Here is a 19,826-nt window from a genome sequence, read left to right as displayed (position 1 = left end):
GTTATTGTTTTTGTTATTTGAAGTCGTACAGGGCGCCAGGGTTATCAACCAGAATGCTCTGTCGTTGGCGTTCGCTGGGCGCCCATGAAAGCAAGCGATCCAGCAATGAACTTGTGTCGGGCGTACTTTCGAGTGCTACGTGAGGCCAGTCGCTGCCCCACACCATTCGTTCCGGGGCAACGGCCAGCAAGGCATGGGCGAGCGCATCTGTATCGGCATAGTCCGGACGCTGATCACTCAGGCGGTAAGCGCCCGACAACTTGACCCACCAACCGTGCTCCGCCACGTTCCTCAGCAGCAACTCAAACCCCGCTTCCTTAATGCCCAGATGGGCCGGGAAGTGCCCGAAGTGATCAATCACGACAGCGCAAGGCAACTTGGCCATCCGAGCCTCAATCTCACTTAGAAGCCGAACATCAATCAGAAACTGCATATGCCAGCCAAGGTCGGCAATTCGATGGGCAAGGTGCTCCATCAAGTCCAGATTCACTCCGCCTCGAAACAGAACGTTGATGCGAACACCACGCACACCCAAGGCATGCATATGCGCCAGTTCGTCGTCGCCAACGTGTTCGTCTACTACCGCGACCCCTCTCAGTTGGTCCTGATGACGTTGCAACACTTCGAGCATGTACCGGTTATCGGTGCCATAGACGCTCGGCTGCACCAAAACCCCTCGCTGCATCCCCATCGCCCGCAACACCTCCAGATACAGCGCCTCAGGTGCCGGAGGCGGGGTGTAGCTACGGTCGGGTACCAGTGGATAGCGTTCAAGATCGCCGGAGATTACGTGTGCATGGGTGTCGCATGCCCCGGCCGGCATTACGAAGCTCGGGGCCCGGACCTCTGCTCCAGGGGGCGCGCACAAAGGCGGCGAGTCGGTGGCGGGTCGCAAGTGAGACATGGATTTCATCCCCTCGACAGCCTTTCGCGCGTCATCACGGTTGAAAAGCGGCACTTGTTAGTTGTTGGTTGTTGGTTGTCCTACAAGTGCTGGCATGTTGAGTTTTTGCCTCTGCCTTGTCAATGCGTGCAGGCGTGGTTTTTTACACGGGGTTGGTGGGCGTTATCGGGATGCCTGGTCGAGATTGTTCAGCCCCCGGCCGAACCGGCCCAGGCTGAACGAGGTATTGAGCAACGCCGGCGGGCCAAGCGGCGGCCCGCCTCAGTTCTAAAGCTCGGCCGCTGAAAAACCGTTGCGCTGGAAGAACCGGTCCAGCTCCCGGGGCAGGGGCTCCACGCCGGTGAAGATCTTCAAGTACTCGGGGATGTAGCGCATGCGCTGCGCCATCGGTTCCTGGGTGTTCATGCTGATGTAGCCGATCTGGGTCAGGTAGATCGAGCGCGCGCGGGTGACGGCGGCGTCATGGGCGAAACCGAAACGGTCGAACATCTGTGCCAGGGCCTGCACCCGCTGTGCATCGGCCTGGCGGATCTCGTGCGCCACTTCGGGGGATTGCAGGGCCCAGCTGCGCATGGCGAACTCGAACTGTGAATCGAACAATTCGCTGTTCAGCCAGCAGTCGAAGACGTTGAGAATCGCCTCGGTGATGGATTCGGCATAGGCCTCGGACTGTGACACCAGGCTCAAGGTGTTCTTGTTCTTCCACAGATTAACCAGGGCTTCGAGCAGGGCTTCGCGGTCCTGGAAATACCAGTAGAAACTGGTGCGCGACAGGTTGAGTTTCTTCGCCAGCGGCATCACCCGCACCGCATCCACTCCCGATTCCTTGAGGCTCTCATAGGCCGCGTTGAGCCAGCTTTCCAGAGAGCCGCGGCCGGCAGCTTCCACATTGTTGCTGGTTGCTTTCATGGGGCATTTTTTCCTTGTCCGTTTAACCTTGACGGGGCGAATGTACACCACTGTCAGCTTCATTGACACTGGTGTACATTGAGGTCTATCGTCTGCCTTGCCTGATGACCAGTATGCGAGACCGATATGAATAACGATCCGCTTCTTCAGCCCTATCGCCTCAAGCACCTGACACTTCGCAACCGCATTATCACCACCTCCCACGAGCCGGCGTACCCCGAAGAGGGCATGCCGAAGAAATTGTACCGGGCCTACCACGTCGAGCGCGCCAAGGCCGGCGTGGCCATGACCATGACTGCAGGCTCGGCGGCGATCTCCCGCGATAGCCCACCGGTGTTCAACAACATCCTGGCGTACAAGGACGAAGTGGTCGGCTGGATGAAGGACCTCACCGACGAATGCCACGAGCATGGCGCGGCGGTGATGATCCAGCTCACCCACCTGGGGCGCCGCACCCGCTGGGACAAGGGCGATTGGCTGCCGGTGGTGTCGCCTTCGCACAATCAGGAGCCGGCACACCGAGCCTTTCCCAAGAAGCTGGAAATCTGGGATATCGAACGCATCATCCGCGATTACGCCGACGCCGCCGAACGCATGCAGGCCGCCGGCCTGGATGGTATCGAACTGCAGGCCTACGGCCACCTGATGGACCAGTTCTGGTCGCCATTGACCAACGAGCTGGAGGGCGCCTACGGCGGTTCATTGCACAACCGCCTGCGGTTTACCTTCGAGGTGCTGAGTGCGATTCGCCAGCGGGTGGGCCCGGAGTTTATCGTCGGCATCCGCTACACCGGCGATGAGGTGCTGGCCGGCGGCCTTGAGAAAGAGGAGGGGCTGCACATCTCGCAGCTGTTGAAAGACAGCGGCATGGTCGATTTTCTCAACGTGATTCGCGGCAATATCGCCACCGATGCCGGGTTGACCGACATCATCCCGATCCAGGGCATGCGCAATGCACCGCACCTGGACTTTGCCGGGGAGATTCGTGCCCTGACCGGTTTCCCCACCTTCCATGCGGCGAAGATCCCCGATGTCGCCACCGCCCGCCACGCGATTGCCTCGGGCCTGGTGGACATGGTGGGCATGACCCGTGCGCACATGACCGACCCGCACATCGTGCGCAAGATCATCGAGAACCGAGAAGATGAAATCCGCCCCTGTGTCGGCGCCAATTATTGCCTGGACCGGATCTACAACGCCGGCGCCGCCTACTGCATTCACAATGCCGCCACTGGCCGCGAAACCAGCATGCCCCACGAGGTGCCCAAGGCCGCGCACCCGCGCAAGGTCCTGATCATCGGCGCCGGCCCCGGTGGCCTGGAGGCGGCGCGGGTCGCCGGTGAGCGCGGGCATGAAGTGCTGGTGCTGGAAGTGGCCGACCAGCCCGGCGGACAGGTGCGCCTGACCGCGCAGTCCGAGCGGCGCAAGGAGATGATCAGCATCATCGATTGGCGCATGGCGCAGTGCGAGCGCCTGGGGGTGAAGTTTCGTTTCAACACCTGGGCCGATGCGGCGATGGTCCTCGATGAAAACCCCGACGTGGTGATCGTCGCCACCGGCGGCTTGCCCCATACCGAAGTCCTGCACAGCGGCAACCAGTGGCTGGTGTCGAGCTGGGACATCATCTCCGGCGACGTGAAGCCTGGGCGCAATGTGCTGGTGTACGACGATGCCGGCGATCACGCAGGTTTGCAGGCTGCCGAGTTCATCGCCCGCAGCGGCGCCAGGACCGAGATCATGACCCCCGACCGCTCGTTCGCGCCGGAGGTGATGGGCATGAACCTGGTGCCTTACATGCGCTCGCTGCAGCAGTTGGACACCACCTTTACCGTCACTTACCGGCTCAAGGCCGTGGAGCGCCAGGGCGAGCAGTTGCTGGCGACCATCGGCACCGACTACAGCGACCTGGAGAAAACCCGACTGGTGGACCAGATCGTGGTCAACCACGGCACCCGGCCCCTGGACGAGCTGTATTTCGAGCTGCAGCCCATGGCCACCAACGAAGGCGCCGTGGAGTACAAGGACCTGATTGCCGGCACCGCGCAAAACCTGGTGACCAACCCTCAGGGGCGTTTCCAGTTGTTCCGGATCGGCGATGCAGTGTCATCGCGCAATACCCACGCGGCCATTTACGACGCACTGCGCCTGGTCAAGGACCTCTAGCCACTGCTTGCGCCCTGTTTTGCACAATAAGAAAGACAGCCGTCATCCGTTTCCCTAGCGTCAAGTCACTGCCCCGAACGTTGGTCTGACTGGTTTTGATAAACCTCAAACTCTTCCCAGCGGAGGTTGTTGCATGCACACGGATACCGATTTCACCGAGCTGCTCAATGTCGTTCCCCCAAGCCCCCTGCACTATCGCAGTGATGTCAGCGTCACCGGCCATGCCCTGGCCCCGGTGGACCACGGCCTGCTGGCGGCCTATGCCGCGATCGACCGGCCGGCGCTGCGCCAGTACCGCCTGGAGCGCATTCGCCAGCAACTGCGCAAGCAGGATTACGCCGGCGTGCTGCTGGCCGACCCGATCAATATCCGCTACGCCACCGATACCAATAACCTCGGCCTGTGGGTGATGCATTCCCCTAGCCGTTACGTATTCGTGGCCACCGATGGCCCGGTGGTGCTGTTCGAGTTCGACAGCAGCCGGCACAACAGTGAGCACATCGAGACCATCGATGAAATTCGCCCGGCGATCCCCTGGCTGTATTTCCTGGCCGGCCCACGGGTCGAGGAGAAGGCCGAACGCTGGGCCCTGGAGGTGGCCGACCTGCTGACCCGGCATGGCGCCGGCAATCGTCGCCTGGCAGTGGACCGCTGCGACCCCTGGGGTGCGGAAAAGCTCAAGGCCAGGGGCATCCAGCTGTTCGATGCCCAGCCGCTGATGGAGCAGGCGCGGCTGATCAAGTCGGTGCAGGAGATTGCCAGCCACCGGGTGTCGATGGATGTGTGCGACCTGGCGATTGCCCGCATGCGCGCCAGCCTGGTGCCGGGCATCACCGAAAACCAGCTGTGGAGCATCATGCACGGGACCAACGTGGCCCAGGGCGGGGAGTGGGCCGAGAGCCGCCTGCTGAACTCCGGGCCGCGCACCAACCCCTGGTTCCAGGACGCTTCGGACAAGCTCATCGCGGCCGGGGAGATGGTCTGTTTCGACACCGACATGGTGGGCCCGGGCGGTTATCTCTCGGACATCTCCCGCAGCTTCATCTGCCCCGGCAAGGCGCCGACGGCGGCCCAGCGCGACCTGCTGGACATCGCCTCGCAGCAAATCAGTTTCAATCTCGACCTGCTGCGCCCGGGGCTGTCGTTTCGCGAGTTCGCCGAGGGCTGCTGGCCGGTGCCCAGGCAGTTCGAGCACAACCGCTACATGATGATGCTGCACGGTGTGGGCCTGGTCGATGAGTACCCCAGCGTGGCCTACGCGGTGGACTTTGCCGAGTGGGGCTATGACGGCCACTTCGAGGAAAACATGGTGCTCTCGGTGGAGAGCTACATCGGCGAGCGGGGCGGCCATGAAGGCGTGAAGCTCGAAGAGCAGGTGCTGATTACCGCTGCTGGAGCGGTCAAGCTTTCCCGTACCCCGTTAGTCGACTGCGATCGATAGCAGTGGTTGTTGCCTGATTCTTGCAGGCACGGCGTCTACCCTGTCCGGAGAAAAACAATGAGCAGCATGACCGTGATCGAAAACGCCAGCCCCCTGGCGCCGCCCCCGGTACCCAGCGCCGAACCTTTCCTGCGACTGGAGGCGATCCATAAGCAATTCGGGCCTTACCCCGTATTGCACGACGTGTGTTTCGAGATGGCCAAGGGTGAGGTGGTGGCGATCATCGGCCCCAGCGGCTCGGGTAAAAGCACCTTGCTGCGTTGCATCAACCAACTGGAGCCCGCGACCCGGGGGAGGGTCAGCATGGGCGGGGTGGCTATCGAAGCCGGGCGCCCGCTGCCCCGGAGCGAGCTGCTCAATCTGCGCCGGCGCATCGGCATGGTGTTCCAGTCGTTCAACCTGTTTCCGCACCTTACGGTGCTGCGCAACGTCAGCCTGGCGCAGGTCCGCACCCTCGGCCGCAGCGCCGAGGAAGCTGACGCCCGCTCTTTGCAGTTGCTGGACCGGGTGGGGCTCGCGGACAAGGCCAACGCCTATCCGGCGCGCTGCTCCGGCGGCCAGCAGCAACGCATCGCCATCGCCCGGGCCCTGGCGCTGGATCCGGAGCTGATGCTGTTCGATGAGCCGACCTCGGCCCTGGACCCCGAGCTGGGCCTGGAAGTGCTGGCGGTGATGAAGGAGCTGGCGCGCGAGGGCATGTCGATGCTGGTGGTGACCCACGAGATGCACTTTGCCGAGACGGTGTCCGACCGGGTGGTGGTGATGGCCGAAGGGCGGATCATCGAGCAGGGGCCCAGCGCCCAGGTTATGCGCGAGCCGCAGCACGCGCGGGTGGCGCAGTTTCTCCAGGCCGTGAGGAATCGCTGATGGCGGATATTCTGCTGGTCCTGTTGCGCGGCGTGCCCTGGACCCTGAGCGTGACCCTGGGCGCTTTCTGCATCGGCGTGGTGCTGGGCTTTCCACTCTGTGCCCTGCGTTTGTCGAACCTGAAGCTGTGTCGCTGGCTGGCGGCGATCCTGGTGCTGACCCTGCGTTCGATACCGCCCATCGTCTGGCTGTTCTTCATCTTCTTCGGCATCGGAGGCGGCTACATCGCCTTGTCGCCGTTCGCTGCCGCGGTGCTGGGCCTGGGGCTGATCACCGCGGCGCATATGTCGGAGGTGTATCGCGGTGCCTTTGCGGCGATCCCCCAGGGGCAGTACGAGGCGGCGCAGGTGCTCAATCTGTCGGCGCCCCAGCGCTTTTTCGATGTGATGCTGCCGCAACTGGTGCGCATCGCCATTCCCACCTCGGCCACCTATGCCATTGGCTTGCTCAAGGACTCAGCCGTGGCCTCGACCATCGGTGTCGGTGACGTCAGCTTCCAGGCGTACCAGATGTCCCAGCAAACCTTTCAAGGGCTGGAGGTGTACAGCGTGGCGGCGCTGGTCTACCTGATTCTCAGCGTACCGGTGGCGCTGTTCTCGCGCTGGCTGTCGGCCACCCTGAAGCAGAGGATTGCCCGATGAACGAGATCCTGACGATGTGGCTGGCCTGGTTTCCCGAGCTGTGGAAGGGCTTTGTGCTGTCAATTCAGGTCACCGCTGCCAGCCTGGCACTGGGGGTGGTCCTTGGGTTGTTGCTGGCGCTGGGTGTGTCGGCGCCCCGCCGGGCAGTGCGCTACCCCTCGTTGCTGATTGTCGAGCTGGGGCGTGGCGCGCCGGCGTTGATCCTGTTGCAGTACTTCTATTTCGGCCTGCCTTCGGCGGGCCTGACCCTGAGTTCTTTTTGGGCGGCAGCCCTGGCGCTGGCCTACTGCACTGCGGCCTACACCAGCGAGATCATTCGTGGCGGCATCGAGGCGGTGGCCCAGGGGCAGAACGAGGCGGCCGAGGTGATCGGCCTGAACCGCTTCGATGCACTGCGTTTCATCATCTTGCCCCAGGCGTTGCGGGTGGCTCTGCCGTCGTTGCTGGGGTTCTCGATCATGATGTTCCAGGCCGCGTCGTTGTGTTTCACCATCGCGCTCCCGGAGATCGTCAGCCGCGCCTCGGCCATCGGTTCATCCACCTTCGAGTACATGCCGGTGCTGACCCTGGCCGGCCTGATGTATGCCGCTGTGTGTGCGCCCGCGACCCTGGGTGTGGCGGCGCTGGAGAAAAAACTGGCCCCCAGCCAGCACGCATGACCTGCTCGAGCCGTCTTTCGGCTGCCATTCTCTTAATGCAACCCATGCACAGGTGAAGCCATGATCCGTTCATTCAAACGCATTGTTCGTTGGGCGTTCCTTTGTTCCTCCCTGGCGGGAGGTTCGGTGCTGCTCGGTGCCCCCCAGGCTCTGGCCGACTGCAAGCCGGCCCACTCGTTTGAAACCCTGACTCCGGGGGTGTTGAGCGTCGCGGCCTGGGTCTTCCCACCGTACTCGATTCCCGGGCCGGGCAACCAGTTGAGCGGGGTCGATGGTGAAATCATCAAGCGCATCGCTGCCAGGGAGTGCCTGGATATCAAGCTGACAGTGGTGGACCCGGCGGCGGTGGTCCAGTCGGTGATCGCACGGCGGGCCGACGTCGGCATCGGCGACTGGTACCGTACCGCCGAGCGCAGCAAGGTCCTGGGTCTGACCGCGCCGCTGTACCTGGACGTGATGGGGATCATTTCCAGCGAGGGCTATTCGAAAATTTCCGAGCTCGAAGGCCAGCGCATCGGCACGGTGCAGGGTTACCTGTGGGTCGACGACTTGAAAAAGGCCTTTGGCGACAATCTGGTGCTCTACCCCAACCCGGTGGCCATGGCCCAGGACCTGGCGGCCAAGCGGATTGCGCTGGGCATCGACAGCTTTGCGGTGGGTGTGGCTTCGCAGCAGAAGGGTGCCTACCGGGGCATGAGCATCAAGGTCTCGGAGCCCGACCCGCGGGTTAAGGCTACCCTGGAGCCGGGGCAGACCAGTTTTCCCCACACCAAGGCCAATACGGCGCTGAGTGAGGCGCTCAATGAAAACATCCAGGCCTTGCATGCTTCTGGCGAAATTGCCGAGATACTCGGCTCGTTCGGCCTGGATAAACAAGCCGCCAACGTGGGGGCGCCACGCCTGGTGGAATGACCCGCAGCCCCGGGCCCGGTGGTCAGGGCGGTTGTGCAGCAGCGTCAGGGAGCAATCGATGCAAGAGAGTGCAGCGTTCAAGTGTCTGTCGCTGGCAGAGGCCAGGGATCTTGCCCGGCGCTGCTGCCTGCAGGCGGGCAGCAGCCAGGAAGTGGCCCAGGCTCTGGCCGAGGCCACGGTATCGGCCCAGGGTCATGGCCTGGCCAGTGTGGGTTTCGAGCATCTGGCCGATTACCTGCACGGGTTTGCCAGCGGGCGCATAGCGGGCTTGTCCAAGCCACTGATCACCCAGGTAGCCCCGGCGATGATCCGTTGCGATGCGCGCGCGGGCATTGCGCAACTGGGGTTCGATCAGGCCTTTGGCGCTGTGTGTGACAGCGCCCGGCAGTTGGGAATCAGCCTGTTTGCCCTGCACAACGGGTTTACCTGTGGCGAGCTGGGCTACTACACCCGGCGCCTGGCCGCCGAAGGCCTGGTGGCATTGGCGTTTTGCAACGGCCCGGCGCTGTTGACCGTGGCCGGCCAGCGCCAGCCGATCTATTCCACCAACCCCCTGGCCTTCGCCGCTCCCTGCGGCGACGGGCGCCTGCTGCTGATCGACCAGGCCAGCAGCGCCACGGCCTTCGTCAACCTCCTCAAGGCGGCCGAGGCCGGGGAGGCGATCCCCGAAGGCTGGGCAGTGGATGCCCAGGGCGCAGCCACCCTGAGTGCCCGGGAGGCCATGCACGGTGCCTTGCTGGCGTTCGGCGGCAGTCGCGGGGCCAACATCGCCTTGCTGGTCGAAGTGCTCGCCGGCGGTGTCGCCGGGGGCAACTGGTCGCTGGATGCGCCCGATTTTCGAAGCGGCGCACAATCGCCGGGTTCGGGCCTGCTGGTGATCGCCATCGCCCCGCACCTGCTCGACGAGCAGTTCGAGGCTCGACTGGCGCGGCAGATGCAGCGCCTGGCCACCCTGGGGGTTCACCCTCCGGGGCAGGCCAAGCAGCAGGCCTGGGCCCGGGCGCAAATAGAAGGAATCAGCTTGCCCATGGCGCTGTATCAGCAGCTGGCGGCGCGCTTCTAGGGGGGGAGCGAGTTCTGCCGTCAGAGCCTCAATCGTTGCAGCGATGCCAGACAGCGGCTTACCTGGCGGATGACATGGGTGGCCAGAAGCGATTGCGCGGGGCATCACAGCCGACGCAGCCGGTGTTTGAATAATCCTCGGAATAATGCTGTGATTGCGCCCGTCACGCCCCCGGGCGGCCCTGCTTTTTTCAGAGACACTGCGAAATGGATAGCCAAGAAACGACAATCAGGATGTCGCAGTTGCCTCCCGGCGATGACCTGTTCACGCGCCTGCAAGGGATTGCTGCCCAGACCGCACTGGTGTTGGAAACCAACAATCTGCGCGGCGGCAAGAATGCAGGCGAAGCCTTGAGCAGCCTCCAGCGATTGATTGCCCGGCTGGCCCTGCAAAGTCTGGCGCCCCAGGCTTTTGCCCAGTGGATCATCACCCATGACGGCCTCGACCTTGAGGCGCGCCAGGCGCTGTGCACCCTGGCCGGCTGTGCGCTGGAGTTCATCGAGATCGATGCCGGCACCGGTTACTACGATGCCAAGAATGTCGGTTTCGATGGCGTCGACCAGGCGCGCTGCCAGTACGTGGTATTCGCCGATGCCGACTGCCTGCCCGATGCCCATTGGCTGGAAGAGTTGCTGCTGCCCTTTGTGCAACCCGAGGCGCCCGTGGCGGTGGCCGGGCGCACCAGCTACGCGCCGAGCGTCGCCGGCAGCGCACTGACCGCCATCGACTTCATGTATTTCCCCAGCCCCTTGCGCCACGGCGCCACGCGTAACTTCTACGCCAACAACGTGGCTTTTCGCTGTGCCACCTTCGAGAAGTATCGCTACGAGCCCCTGGATGGCATCTATCGCGCCCATTGCCAGGTCATGGGCCTGCGCCTGCAAGCGGCGGGGGTGGCGGTGGCCTATGCGCCGGCGGCACACACCGAGCACCGGCTGCCCGACAGCCAGGGCGAGGTGTTCAAGCTGCGCTGGCTCAGGGGCGGCGACAGCGTCGGCCTGACCCCGTACCTGGTGCGCGCCTACCTGCCGGGCTGGCTGCAATGGCTCGGGCGCAGTGGGCCGCTGGGGCCTTTGTGCGTGATGGTCGGGCGCCTGGGCTACAGCCTGCGGGCCCTCAACCACCAGGACCTGCCGCCCCTGCACGGAGCCCGGCGCCTGGGGGCCATGGCCATGGTCACTGCCATCTCGTTGCTCGACACTGCCGGCGCCGTGGTGCGTGGCTGCGGGCTGTCCATCGGCCGCTCCAGTGCCCGGCACAGTGAAGCGTTGTCCTACCACCGCAACCTGGATTGATCCGCGTCGCGCCGTATCGTCGCACGCCGTTCGCGTGCCCAGAGGAAGTCCCCATGCAGAACCCTTCTCTTGCCTCATTCGGCCGTTCCCTGGCGTGCCTGGCCTTGCTGGCACTCGGTGGCCAGACCCAGGCCGCTCCCAGCGAGTTCGCCGGTCGCGGGGTGTACCACTTCGCTTCGGACAGTGGCTGCGCCACGTTCGCCTCCAGCAACCTCGACTGCAACCGCATCGCCCTGGACGTGAGTGATGCGCGGGTCAGTGTCGACCGGCAAACCCATGCCATCGTCATCGACGCCGACAGCAACCACGACAGCAAGACCGTGATCGGCGACATTCTGCTGCACGGCAGCGGCATCGCCAGCGACGGCCAGCGTGTGCCCCTGAGCCTGCAGGTGCTGCTGCGCCGTTCGGGCAAGGTGTGGAAATCCGATACCTATGTGCACGCACCGGTGCGTGGCAAGTTCCGTGACATCAGCCTCGATCCCTATCAGATCAGCGTCCGTGAAGGCACCCGTGAGCGCGTGCTGTTCAGCCCCGAACAGGCGCGCAACGTATTGGCCCAGCCGACGATCGCGGCGCGCCTGGCCAGTTATTTCGTGGTGGTGCGCCCCAGCGATGCGCAGCACCCGACAGCGGGCGATATCACCATCGGCCTGGGCGTCGGCCGAGTGTCGAAGTCGCTGATGCGTGCCAGCTTCAGTGCCAGGCAGCCGGGCAGCGAGGCGCTGGAGCAGGTGCTGCAGCAGGGCACCTGGAACCTCGACCTGCAGGCCCTGAGCGGGCAGATCCCGCTGTGGGTGGTACAGCGCCAGCTGTTTGTCTTTGCGCTGGAGGACAGCCCGTTGCTCAGGGAGGTGCGTCAGCGGGGCTTGAACAAGGGCGACAGCCTGGAGCTGGGCGCGGTCAACGGCCAGGGTTACCTGCGCTACAACGGCCAGGAGGAGAGCTTTCCCGGCGCTGCGGCCAGCGGCACGGCCTTCATGCGTGACAGCTTTATCGGCCTGATCCTGGCCTGGCAGCGCCATTCGCACGGGGCCAGGACGGCCACCGCCAGCGCCGCGCAGCCCGTGCAATGAGTGCGGGGCCAGCGGTTGCCGGCGAGGCCAACTTCGACTGCCTGAGCATGCCCCGGCCCCAGGGCCTTGGGGCGCTGCAGGCGCGGCTGGTGGACCGTATCAAGCGCGCCGCCTTGTTGCGCCTGCACCGCAGCCCGCGAGGCGAACGCCTGCTGTTGCGCATGTACCTGGCCGGTGAAGACGCCACCGAGCGTGCGTTGCTCGATGAGTTGTTGCCGCAGTCGCCACCCTGGCTCGAACGGCAGGTAGCACAGCACCTGGCCGATGAGCAGCGCCACGTGACCCTGTTTGCCGAGGCCCTGCGCGAGCGGGGCGACGACGCTCAAGCCCGCCTGGAGCCGGACTGGCTGAGCCGGCGCAAGATCCAGCGCTGGCAGCGCCTGGCCCGTCGTTATGCGGGGCTTTTCGAACAGGGCCTGCTGGTGCCGGCCTATGCCACCGGGCTGTGTGCCGAGCAGATGGCCGAGCGGGTATTGACCCGCCATTGTGCGGTGCTGGATGCCGGGCATGGCTTGTATCCGCTGCTGGCGCGGGTGCTGGCCGACGAGAAAGCCCACGTGCGCCTGTGCGAGAACACCCTGCGGCGCATCGTGGCACCCCATGAGGCGGGCCATCTGGCGCGCCTGCTCAAGGACATTCGCCGCGTCGATGCGAGCTTTGGCGTGACCGGTGCCCTGGCGATGTATGGTGCCGGCTGGCTGCTCGGTGGTCGGGGCCGAGTGGAGCGATGAGTGCACGGATTCTTTACCTGGCGACCGCCGATGCCCGCGGGCACCTGATGCGCGCCCAACTGCTGGTACATGCCTTGCGTGCAGCCGGGGGCGAGGTCGAGGTGCTGACCACCTCGCAGCAGGGGCAGGACTTCCTGCAGCGCTTCGGCATTGCGGCGCAGATCCTCTCGCTGCATTACGCGGTGCAGTTCGACAGCCAGCAGAACATGCTGCGCCAGGCCACCAACCGCAATGTCGCCCACTACCTGTTCCGCCCCGGGCGCATGCTGCGGGACATCCTCCAACTGCGGCGCCGGCTGCGCGGCGTGGACCTGGTGATCAACGATTCCTTCCACCCGGCGCTGCTCTACATGGGCATGCTCCCGGGCTGGCGGCGTCAGGTGGTGCACGTGTACGGGGCCAGCCTCAAGGTGGCGCTGCTGAACAACTTTGCCGGCATGTGGCCGCGCCAGTTCGGGCGCCTGTTCGGCTGGATTGTCGGGCGCCAGATCGATACGGCGCGGGCGCGCATCGAGCACGATTTCGCCTATGAAGTCGACGATACCCAGGCCCCGGCACTGTATCGCCTGCCGACCCCGGTGGCCCTGGCCGAAGCCTTGCCGGAACAGGCCGTCGTGGGCGCCGCGGTGTACCTCAACCCGCATTTTCGTGAGCCCGACCTGGCCGATGCCTTGAGCCTTGGCCTGGAAGATGCGGGCCTGGACGCTCACCGCGTGGGCGAGGGTTATGCCGGGCGCAGTGGCTGGCTGCAGGTCGATCCGCTCTGGGCCAGCCGCGCTGCCCGGGCGCAACTCCTGGTCTCGGCACCGGGCATGGCGGCGCTGTCCATCGCCCGGGTCTACCAGCGGCCGATCATCCTGGTGGTGAGCGACCAGCCGGAACAGACCAGCAACGCCGCCCGGGCCCGGCAACTGCAGTTGCTGCACCGGGTGGTGACCTGGCGCGGCGACCCTGCCGATTTCCGCCGTCAGGTGGCCGAGGCGGCGCGGCAATTGAGCGTGGCGGCGCCAGCGCCCGACGTGATCTCGGGCAACCAGCGGGCCCAGGCACGGATCGATGCCTGGGCCAGCCGCTTGCTCGGCTTGTGAGGGCGTGGCCTTGAGTCGTCACCGCTCCATGCCCGCCCCAGGCCAGCAGCCATGACCGGCACCTTGCAGCGCCTGATAGCCGCCGCCAACCTTCGGCAGGCCCTGGCTGCGGTGTTCGCCCTGCTGTTGGGGCTGGGCGCGTTCATGGGGCTGCAGCGCCTGGTGACGCCGCGCTACAACTGGGTCACGCCATTGGATGAGCAGATCCCCTTTATCGCCCAGTCCTGGTTCGTCTATGTGCTGTTCTTTCCCTTTGTGCTGCTGGCGGCGGCCTATGCCAGCCAGGAGGGCTTCAGGGCCCTGCGCAATGCCACCGGCATGGCCTTCGCCGTTGGGCTGCTGTGCTTCTGGCTGTTCCCCGAATATGTGCCGAGGCCGGATATCGCCGCCCTCGACAATGGCTTCCTGCAACAGCGGCTGGGCCGGATGTGGCAGCTGGACCTGGCCTGCAACGGTTTTCCCAGCCTGCATGTGGCCGTGACCTGCCTGGCCTGTCGCGCGCTCTGGCGCCGCCCTTGCAAAGAGCTGAGCGCTGTCATCGGCCTGCTGATCTGCCTCTCGACCCTGACCCTCAAGCAGCACACGCTGATCGATGTGGCGGGCGGCCTGTTCCTGGCCCTGGCCTGTGCCCTGGCCACCCAACGACAAGGAAACCCTGCCCGTGTCCCAGCCTGAACCCCGTGCCGGAGAGAATCGGGCCCTGCGTGCCTTTGCCCCCGATGCGGGGCTGTTCCTGCTCAAGCCCTGGACCGGTGGCCTGGCGCTGCTGGCCGACTGGGGGCTGATCGCCGCCGCGTTCGCCTGCGCTGCGCTCTGGCCGCACCCCGTCACCTACCTGCTGGCCGCGCTGCTGATCGCCCGCAGCCAGTTGGCGCTGGCGGTGCTGATGCACGAGAGCGCCCACGGCCTGCTGCTGCGCGGGCAGAAAGCCAATGATCGGCTGGGCCAGTGGCTGGCCGCCGGCCCGCTGTTCCTGTCCCTCTGCACCTACCGCGCCGGCCACCTCAAGCATCACCTGCATCCGATGGAGCATGACGACCCGGTGGTGGCGGTCTTCGGCCTGGGGGATTACCCCTTGCCCCGGGGCAAGCTGGCCCTGCGCCTGCTGGCGGACCTGTGCGGGGTGGGCTACTTCATCAGCGCCTTGAGGTTCGCCCGGGGTGACTACCGCGCGATCATGCCCCGGGTCGACAAGTCGCCGCGCCAGGCCCTGGAGGAAGTGCTGTCCATGCTGGTCAGCAACGGCCTGCTGTTCGGCCTGCTGGCCTGGAGCGGCCACCCCTGGCTGTACCTGGGGTTGTGGCTGTTGCCGGCGATTACCCTGCTGCCCTTGCTGGGCCGGGTACGAGCCATCATGGAGCATGCCGGCCTGCCGGTTGCCGCCGACCAGAGCCGCAACGCCCGCAGCATCGTACGGCCCAGCGTGCAGACCTTCCTGTTCGGCCCCCACGCCATCCACTACCACATCGAGCATCACCTCTATGTGCGTGTGCCGTTCTACCACCTGGGCGGCCTGCACCGGCAACTGGCCACGGCGCAGTTGCTGCCCGAGGGCAACCTCTACCAGGGGTATGGCGGGGTACTGCGAGATGTCAGCGACCCCGACTGGACGTCAGCGGCGCGCTGAGGCGTGGAGGAAGGGGAGAACGGGCCCGCCATGGGTGGCGGGCCCGTGAGGGCGGTCAGAGCTTGGGCAACTGGCCGATGCGGCCGACCATCTCGGTGACGATCTGCAGGTCCAGGAGGAACTGCTCCACGGTCTTGAACTCGTTGTCGGTGTGGCCGGTGTACTTGACCTCGGGCCGCGCCAGGCCGAACTGCACGCCGTTGGGCAACTCGTGCACCGAGGTGGCGCCGGCGGAGGTGCCGAACTTGTGCGCCATGCCCAGGTTCTCGCTGGCCACCGCCAGCAGTGCCTTGACCCATTCACCCTCGGGGTTGCGGTACATAGGTTCGGCGATCTTGGTGTCGATGTTCACCGCTACCTGGGTCTTCTTGCTCCAGGCCGCCAGCTTGTCGGTGATTTCGCCCTTCAGCACTTGCGGGGTCTTGCCCTTGGGCACCCGCAGGTTGACCGCCAGCTTGAAGGTCTTGTCATCCACGCTGACCTGGGTCAGGGAGGTAGTCAGCGGCCCCATGAAGTCGTCGGAGAAGCCGATACCCAGCTTGTTGCCCAGGTAGTCCAGGCCCCAGTTGTCGGCGGCGTAGCGGGCACCATCGGTGAAGGCGTTGTGCTTGAAGGCGATCTTGCCGTCCTGGCTGTTGATGAAGTCCAGCATCCGCGCCACCGGGTTGACCCCGGACTCGGGCTCGGAGGAGTGGGCCGAGACGCCGGTGACCGTCAGTTGCACATCCTTGCCCACCACCTTGGCCGCGACCTGGAAGTTGCCGCCGTGCTGCTTGGCATATTCGGCGCCGGCCTTTTGCAGGCTGGCGGCCAGTTCCGCGGGCTGCTCGGTGACCAGGGTGGCTACCGAGGTCGAGGGGATCTGGTTGGTGGCCAGGCCACCGGTGAGGTGGGTGATCTCCGCCCCTTTGCCCTCGGCGGCGCGCCGGGCGAAGCTGGCCATGACCGTGCCGTAACCTTTCTCGGCGATCACCACCGGGTAGCCGCCGTCCAGCGCCAGGTTGTAGTTGGGCGTCGGGTTGTGTTCGAAGTAGTAGGGAATGGCGTCGCCGCTGGTTTCCTCGGTGGTGTCCACCAGCAGCTTGAAGTTGCGCGCCAGGGGCAGCTTCTCTTCCTTGATGATCTTCATCGCGTAGAGCGCTACCACGATGCCGTTCTTGTCGTCCTCGGTACCGCGGCCATACATGCGGTCGCCGATCAGGGTGACCTTGAACGGGTCGAGGCGGGTGCCGTCTTCGAGCACCCAGTTTTCCGGGGTCACCGGCACCACGTCGGCGTGGGCGTGGATGCCGACGACTTCATCGCCGCTGCCTTCCAGGGAGATCTCGTAGACCCGGTTGTCGATGTTGCGAAAGTTCAGGTTGAAGGCCTTGGCCAGGTCCTGGATCTTGGCGGCGATCTTGAGGAACTCGGGGTTCTTGTACTGCGGCACGCCGTCGATGTTGAAGGTGGGGATGGCCACCAGTTCGCGCAGGGTTTCGGTGGCGGCCTTGCCGTACTTGATCCGGGCGTAGAGGCCCAGCAGGCGGTGGATCTCGTTCTGCTGTTCGGCGTTCAGGGGCTTGTTGGCCAGGAAGGTCTCGATGGTCGGGGCGAGCTGGTCGCTCTTGGCCAGCGGGCTCTTGGCCAGGGTGCCGAGGAACTGGCGGAAATCCGTGACCGTGGCGTCATTGAAGGTCTTGAGGATGGCCGCGCTTTGTTGCGGGGTAATGTTGGCCTGGGCGATCGAGGTGTAGGACGACAGGCTGGCGAGCATCAGGGTGGCCGCAGCCAGGTGCTTGAGAGAAAAATCCATTGCGGAGGGCATTCCTTTGCAGGGGGTAAGGATTATCTGAGCTGTTAGTCAGAAACCTTGCCAAGCTAACACTGCGAAGGAGCAGGGCGGGAGCCCCTGAAGTGGGATCTGTCGCACAGAAACGCAAAAGCGACGCACAAACGAAACATTCATCCAGGCAGGAGGCGCCTGCATCGGCGCCTCCTGTCGTGGCTAGTGCATCAAGCCTTGGCGTCCCATGGGCGGTCGCCCTGTTCGTCCTTGATGCGGGTCGGCAGGCCCATCAGGTCCAGCGCCTTGAGGAACGGCTTGGCCGGCAGTTCCTCGACGTTGGCCATGCGCTGCACGTCCCACTCGCCACGGGCCACCAGCAGGGCGGCGGCCACGGGCGGTACGCCGGCGGTGTAGGAAATGCCCTGGCTGTCGGTCTCGGCGTAGGCTTCTTCGTGGTCGGCCACGTTGTAGATGAAGACTTCGCGCGGCTGGCCATTCTTGCTGCCCTTGACCAGGTCACCGATGCAGGTCTTGCCGGTGTAGCCCGGGGCCAGGGAGGCCGGGTCAGGCAGCACGGCCTTGACCACTTTGAGCGGCACCACTTCCAGGCCTTCGGCGGTCTTCACCGGTTGCTCGGAGAGCAGGCCCAGGTTGCGCAGCACGGTGAACACATTGATGTAGTGCTCGCCGAAGCTCATCCAGAACCGCACGTTGGGCACGTCGAGGTTCTTCGACAGCGAGTGCACTTCATCGTGGCCGGTCAGGTACAGGTTTTGCGAGCCGACCACAGGCAGGTCGTCGGTACGCTTGACTTCGAACATGGTGTTGCTGGTCCACTGGCTGTCCTGCCAGCTCCACACCTGCCCGGTGAATTCGCGGAAGTTGATTTCCGGGTCGAAATTGGTGGCGAAATATTTGCCGTGGGAACCGGCATTGACGTCGAGAATGTCGATCGAGTCGATGCGGTCGAAATGTTCCTGCTGGGCCAGGGCCGCATAGGCGTTGACCACGCCCGGGTCGAAGCCGACGCCGAGGATCGCGGTGATGTTCTTCTGCTGGCACTCTTCGAGATGCTTCCACTCGTAGTTGCCGTACCAGGGCGGGGTCTCGCAGATCTTGCCCGGTTCTTCGTGGATCGCGGTGTCCAGGTAGGCCACACCGGTATCGATGCAGGCACGCAGCACCGACATGTTGAGGAAGGCGGAACCGACGTTGATGACGATCTGCGACTCGGTCTCGCGGATCAGCGCCTTGGTTGCCTCGATGTCCAGCGCGTTGAGCGCATAGGCTTTTATTTCAGCGGGCTGTTTGAGGCTGCCCTTGGCCTTGACGCTGTCGATGATGGCCTGGCATTTGGAGATGTTGCGCGACGCGATAGCAATACGACCGAGTTCGTCGTTGTGCTGCGCGCACTTGTGGGCCACCACCTTGGCGACACCTCCTGCACCAATGATAAGAACATTCTTCTTCAATTTATTTACTTCTCCTCGTGACCTGTCCGCTCAGGAAAGGCTGGACAGGTAGTCTTCGAAACCAAACTCGCGTACCACCTCGATGCTGCCATCGAGTTGTTTCACGACAATGGACGGCATTTTCAGACCGTTGAACCAGTTTTTCTTGACCATGGTGTAACCCGCCGCATCAATGAACGACAGTCGATCGCCGATGGCCAGCGGACGATCAAATTGGTATTCGCCGAAGATATCCCCGGCCAGGCAGGACTTGCCGCACACCATGTAGGTATGTTCGCCCGCGCTTGGTGACAGCTTGGCGTTCAGGCGATAGATCAGCAGGTCGAGCATGTGGGCTTCGATGGAGCTGTCCACCACGGCCAGGTGCTTGCCGTTGTACAGGGTGTCGAGCACGGTCACTTCCAGGGAGGCGCTCTGGGTGATCGCCGCTTCGCCCGGCTCCAGGTAGACCTGCACGCCGTACTTCTGGGAGAAAGCCTTGAGGCGCGCACAGAAGGCGTCCAGGGCGTAGTCCTCGCCGGTGAAGTGGATGCCGCCGCCGAGGCTGACCCACTCGACCTTGTGCAGCAGGTGGCCGAAGCGTTCCTCGATGGTGGTCAGCATCTGGTCGAACAGGCCGAAGTCGCCGTTCTCGCAGTTGTTGTGGAACATGAAGCCGGAGATCTGCTCGATGACCTGCTCGATCTTGGCCGGGTCCCACTCGCCCAGGCGGCTGAACGGGCGCGCCGGGTCGGCCAGCAGGTAGTCCGAACTGCTGACCTGGGGGTTGACCCGCAGGCCGCGCACCTTGCCCGCGCTGGCGTCGGCAAAGCGCTGCAGCTGGCTGATGGAGTTGAAGATGATCTTGTCGCAGTTGGCGAGCATCTCCTCGATTTCGTCGTCGGCCCAGGCCACGCTGTAGGCGTGGGTCTCGCCTTCGAACTTCTGCCGGCCGAGCTTGAGCTCGTAGAGCGACGAGGAGGTGGTGCCGTCCATGTACTGCTGCATCAGGTCGAACACCGACCAGGTGGCGAAGCACTTGAGGGCCAGCAGGGCCTTGGCGCCGGACTGCTCGCGCACGTAGGCGATCTTCTGCATGTTGCTCAAAAGCTTCTGCTTGTCGATGAGGTAGTACGGCGTCTTGATCATTTCAGGGTCTCCGGCAGGGCCAGCCAAAAAGGTACGCATTGTGCCCGCAGTGCCACTAGATCGAAAGCTCGGAAATATATTT

Annotated in this window: 18 protein-coding genes; 13 read left to right on the top strand and 5 right to left on the bottom strand. The window is 64.4% G+C overall.

Features of this window, described 5'->3' with window-relative positions:
- Positions 1-13: 13 nt before the first annotated feature.
- The gene (locus tag PFLCHA0_RS17925) at positions 14-823 is read right to left on the bottom strand and encodes an amidohydrolase family protein (RefSeq protein ID WP_225368690.1); all 810 of its coding nucleotides are present in this window, start codon (positions 821-823) and stop codon (positions 14-16) included.
- A gap of 348 nt (positions 824-1,171) precedes the next feature.
- Positions 1,172-1,813 carry a TetR/AcrR family transcriptional regulator gene (locus PFLCHA0_RS17920; protein WP_011061833.1) on the bottom strand — a complete coding sequence of 214 codons (642 nt, stop codon included), beginning with the start codon at positions 1,811-1,813 and terminating at the stop codon, positions 1,172-1,174.
- A 126-nt stretch (positions 1,814-1,939) separates the two neighbouring features.
- Between PFLCHA0_RS17920 and PFLCHA0_RS17915 the strand changes: the two genes are divergently transcribed.
- The 13 genes from PFLCHA0_RS17915 (at position 1,940) to PFLCHA0_RS17855 (ending at position 15,376) form a co-directional block, all read left to right on the top strand.
- Positions 1,940-3,976, top strand: coding sequence for an NADH:flavin oxidoreductase (locus PFLCHA0_RS17915; protein ID WP_011061832.1), 2,037 nt, complete (start codon positions 1,940-1,942; stop codon positions 3,974-3,976).
- 133 nt (positions 3,977-4,109) lie between these two features.
- Positions 4,110-5,417 (top strand): M24 family metallopeptidase, encoded by a 1,308-nt coding sequence (locus tag PFLCHA0_RS17910; protein ID WP_015636004.1) that lies wholly within the window; start codon positions 4,110-4,112, stop codon positions 5,415-5,417.
- Positions 5,418-5,474: 57 nt separating this feature from the next.
- The gene (locus PFLCHA0_RS17905) at positions 5,475-6,284 is read left to right on the top strand and encodes an amino acid ABC transporter ATP-binding protein (RefSeq protein ID WP_011061830.1); all 810 of its coding nucleotides are present in this window, start codon (positions 5,475-5,477) and stop codon (positions 6,282-6,284) included.
- On the top strand, positions 6,284-6,925 hold the full coding sequence (locus PFLCHA0_RS17900) for an amino acid ABC transporter permease (RefSeq protein WP_011061829.1): 642 nt from the start codon (positions 6,284-6,286) through the stop codon (positions 6,923-6,925). Before PFLCHA0_RS17905 ends, PFLCHA0_RS17900 begins: the two co-directional genes overlap by 1 nt.
- Positions 6,922-7,584 carry an amino acid ABC transporter permease gene (locus PFLCHA0_RS17895; protein ID WP_015636003.1) on the top strand — a complete coding sequence of 221 codons (663 nt, stop codon included), beginning with the start codon at positions 6,922-6,924 and terminating at the stop codon, positions 7,582-7,584. The genes PFLCHA0_RS17900 and PFLCHA0_RS17895 overlap by 4 nt, the downstream gene beginning before the upstream one ends.
- A 60-nt stretch (positions 7,585-7,644) precedes the next feature.
- Complete coding sequence (locus tag PFLCHA0_RS17890) at positions 7,645-8,496, top strand: substrate-binding periplasmic protein (protein WP_015636002.1); 852 nt, start codon at positions 7,645-7,647, stop codon at positions 8,494-8,496.
- A gap of 58 nt (positions 8,497-8,554) precedes the next feature.
- Positions 8,555-9,559, top strand: coding sequence for an Ldh family oxidoreductase (locus PFLCHA0_RS17885; RefSeq protein WP_015636001.1), 1,005 nt, complete (start codon positions 8,555-8,557; stop codon positions 9,557-9,559).
- Positions 9,560-9,792: 233 nt separating this feature from the next.
- The gene (locus tag PFLCHA0_RS17880; protein WP_041752324.1) at positions 9,793-10,854 is read left to right on the top strand and encodes a glycosyltransferase family 2 protein; all 1,062 of its coding nucleotides are present in this window, start codon (positions 9,793-9,795) and stop codon (positions 10,852-10,854) included.
- Between the two features lie 53 nt (positions 10,855-10,907).
- The gene (locus tag PFLCHA0_RS17875; protein WP_015635999.1) at positions 10,908-11,930 is read left to right on the top strand and encodes a hypothetical protein; all 1,023 of its coding nucleotides are present in this window, start codon (positions 10,908-10,910) and stop codon (positions 11,928-11,930) included.
- The gene (locus PFLCHA0_RS17870; RefSeq protein WP_015635998.1) at positions 11,927-12,661 is read left to right on the top strand and encodes a diiron oxygenase; all 735 of its coding nucleotides are present in this window, start codon (positions 11,927-11,929) and stop codon (positions 12,659-12,661) included. The genes PFLCHA0_RS17875 and PFLCHA0_RS17870 overlap by 4 nt, the downstream gene beginning before the upstream one ends.
- Positions 12,658-13,749, top strand: coding sequence for a glycosyltransferase family protein (locus tag PFLCHA0_RS17865; RefSeq protein ID WP_015635997.1), 1,092 nt, complete (start codon positions 12,658-12,660; stop codon positions 13,747-13,749). Before PFLCHA0_RS17870 ends, PFLCHA0_RS17865 begins: the two co-directional genes overlap by 4 nt.
- Positions 13,750-13,800: 51 nt before the next feature.
- A complete protein-coding gene (locus tag PFLCHA0_RS17860; protein WP_015635996.1) occupies positions 13,801-14,424 on the top strand; it encodes a phosphatase PAP2 family protein in 624 nt (207 codons plus the stop codon).
- The gene (locus PFLCHA0_RS17855) at positions 14,411-15,376 is read left to right on the top strand and encodes a fatty acid desaturase family protein (protein WP_041752323.1); all 966 of its coding nucleotides are present in this window, start codon (positions 14,411-14,413) and stop codon (positions 15,374-15,376) included. Before PFLCHA0_RS17860 ends, PFLCHA0_RS17855 begins: the two co-directional genes overlap by 14 nt.
- A 55-nt stretch (positions 15,377-15,431) precedes the next feature.
- Here PFLCHA0_RS17855 and PFLCHA0_RS17850 read toward each other — a convergent pair whose 3' ends face one another.
- The 3 genes from PFLCHA0_RS17850 to PFLCHA0_RS17840 all read right to left on the bottom strand — a co-directional run bounded on the left by PFLCHA0_RS17850 (position 15,432) and on the right by PFLCHA0_RS17840 (position 19,744).
- Positions 15,432-17,171, bottom strand: coding sequence for a dipeptidase (locus PFLCHA0_RS17850; RefSeq protein WP_015635994.1), 1,740 nt, complete (start codon positions 17,169-17,171; stop codon positions 15,432-15,434).
- A gap of 200 nt (positions 17,172-17,371) precedes the next feature.
- Positions 17,372-18,616, bottom strand: a complete 1,245-nt coding sequence (locus PFLCHA0_RS17845; protein ID WP_011061818.1) for a saccharopine dehydrogenase family protein — start codon at positions 18,614-18,616, stop codon at positions 17,372-17,374.
- 30 nt (positions 18,617-18,646) lie between these two features.
- Positions 18,647-19,744, bottom strand: a complete 1,098-nt coding sequence (locus PFLCHA0_RS17840; protein WP_011061817.1) for a carboxynorspermidine decarboxylase — start codon at positions 19,742-19,744, stop codon at positions 18,647-18,649.
- Positions 19,745-19,826 lie beyond the last annotated feature (82 nt).

The sequence above is a fragment of the Pseudomonas protegens CHA0 genome (genome assembly GCF_000397205.1).
Classification (GTDB): Bacteria; Pseudomonadota; Gammaproteobacteria; order Pseudomonadales; family Pseudomonadaceae; genus Aquipseudomonas; species Aquipseudomonas protegens.
The sequence above is the reverse complement of the archived record's forward strand: the minus strand, read 5'-3'. Positions and strand labels throughout refer to the sequence as shown.

Excerpts from the sequence above, each read along its gene's own strand:
- PFLCHA0_RS17925 (WP_225368690.1), bottom strand. The coding sequence starts at position 823 with ATGCCGGCCGGGGCATGCGACACCCATGCACACGTAATCTCCGGCGAT.
- PFLCHA0_RS17920 (WP_011061833.1), bottom strand. The coding sequence starts at position 1,813 with ATGAAAGCAACCAGCAACAATGTGGAAGCTGCCGGCCGCGGCTCTCTG.
- PFLCHA0_RS17915 (WP_011061832.1), top strand. The coding sequence starts at position 1,940 with ATGAATAACGATCCGCTTCTTCAGCCCTATCGCCTCAAGCACCTGACA.
- PFLCHA0_RS17910 (WP_015636004.1), top strand. The coding sequence starts at position 4,110 with ATGCACACGGATACCGATTTCACCGAGCTGCTCAATGTCGTTCCCCCA.
- PFLCHA0_RS17905 (WP_011061830.1), top strand. The coding sequence starts at position 5,475 with ATGAGCAGCATGACCGTGATCGAAAACGCCAGCCCCCTGGCGCCGCCC.
- PFLCHA0_RS17900 (WP_011061829.1), top strand. The coding sequence starts at position 6,284 with ATGGCGGATATTCTGCTGGTCCTGTTGCGCGGCGTGCCCTGGACCCTG.
- PFLCHA0_RS17895 (WP_015636003.1), top strand. The coding sequence starts at position 6,922 with ATGAACGAGATCCTGACGATGTGGCTGGCCTGGTTTCCCGAGCTGTGG.
- PFLCHA0_RS17890 (WP_015636002.1), top strand. The coding sequence starts at position 7,645 with ATGATCCGTTCATTCAAACGCATTGTTCGTTGGGCGTTCCTTTGTTCC.
- PFLCHA0_RS17885 (WP_015636001.1), top strand. The coding sequence starts at position 8,555 with ATGCAAGAGAGTGCAGCGTTCAAGTGTCTGTCGCTGGCAGAGGCCAGG.
- PFLCHA0_RS17880 (WP_041752324.1), top strand. The coding sequence starts at position 9,793 with ATGTCGCAGTTGCCTCCCGGCGATGACCTGTTCACGCGCCTGCAAGGG.
- PFLCHA0_RS17875 (WP_015635999.1), top strand. The coding sequence starts at position 10,908 with ATGCAGAACCCTTCTCTTGCCTCATTCGGCCGTTCCCTGGCGTGCCTG.
- PFLCHA0_RS17870 (WP_015635998.1), top strand. The coding sequence starts at position 11,927 with ATGAGTGCGGGGCCAGCGGTTGCCGGCGAGGCCAACTTCGACTGCCTG.
- PFLCHA0_RS17865 (WP_015635997.1), top strand. The coding sequence starts at position 12,658 with ATGAGTGCACGGATTCTTTACCTGGCGACCGCCGATGCCCGCGGGCAC.
- PFLCHA0_RS17860 (WP_015635996.1), top strand. The coding sequence starts at position 13,801 with ATGACCGGCACCTTGCAGCGCCTGATAGCCGCCGCCAACCTTCGGCAG.
- PFLCHA0_RS17850 (WP_015635994.1), bottom strand. The coding sequence starts at position 17,171 with ATGGATTTTTCTCTCAAGCACCTGGCTGCGGCCACCCTGATGCTCGCC.
- PFLCHA0_RS17840 (WP_011061817.1), bottom strand. The coding sequence starts at position 19,744 with ATGATCAAGACGCCGTACTACCTCATCGACAAGCAGAAGCTTTTGAGC.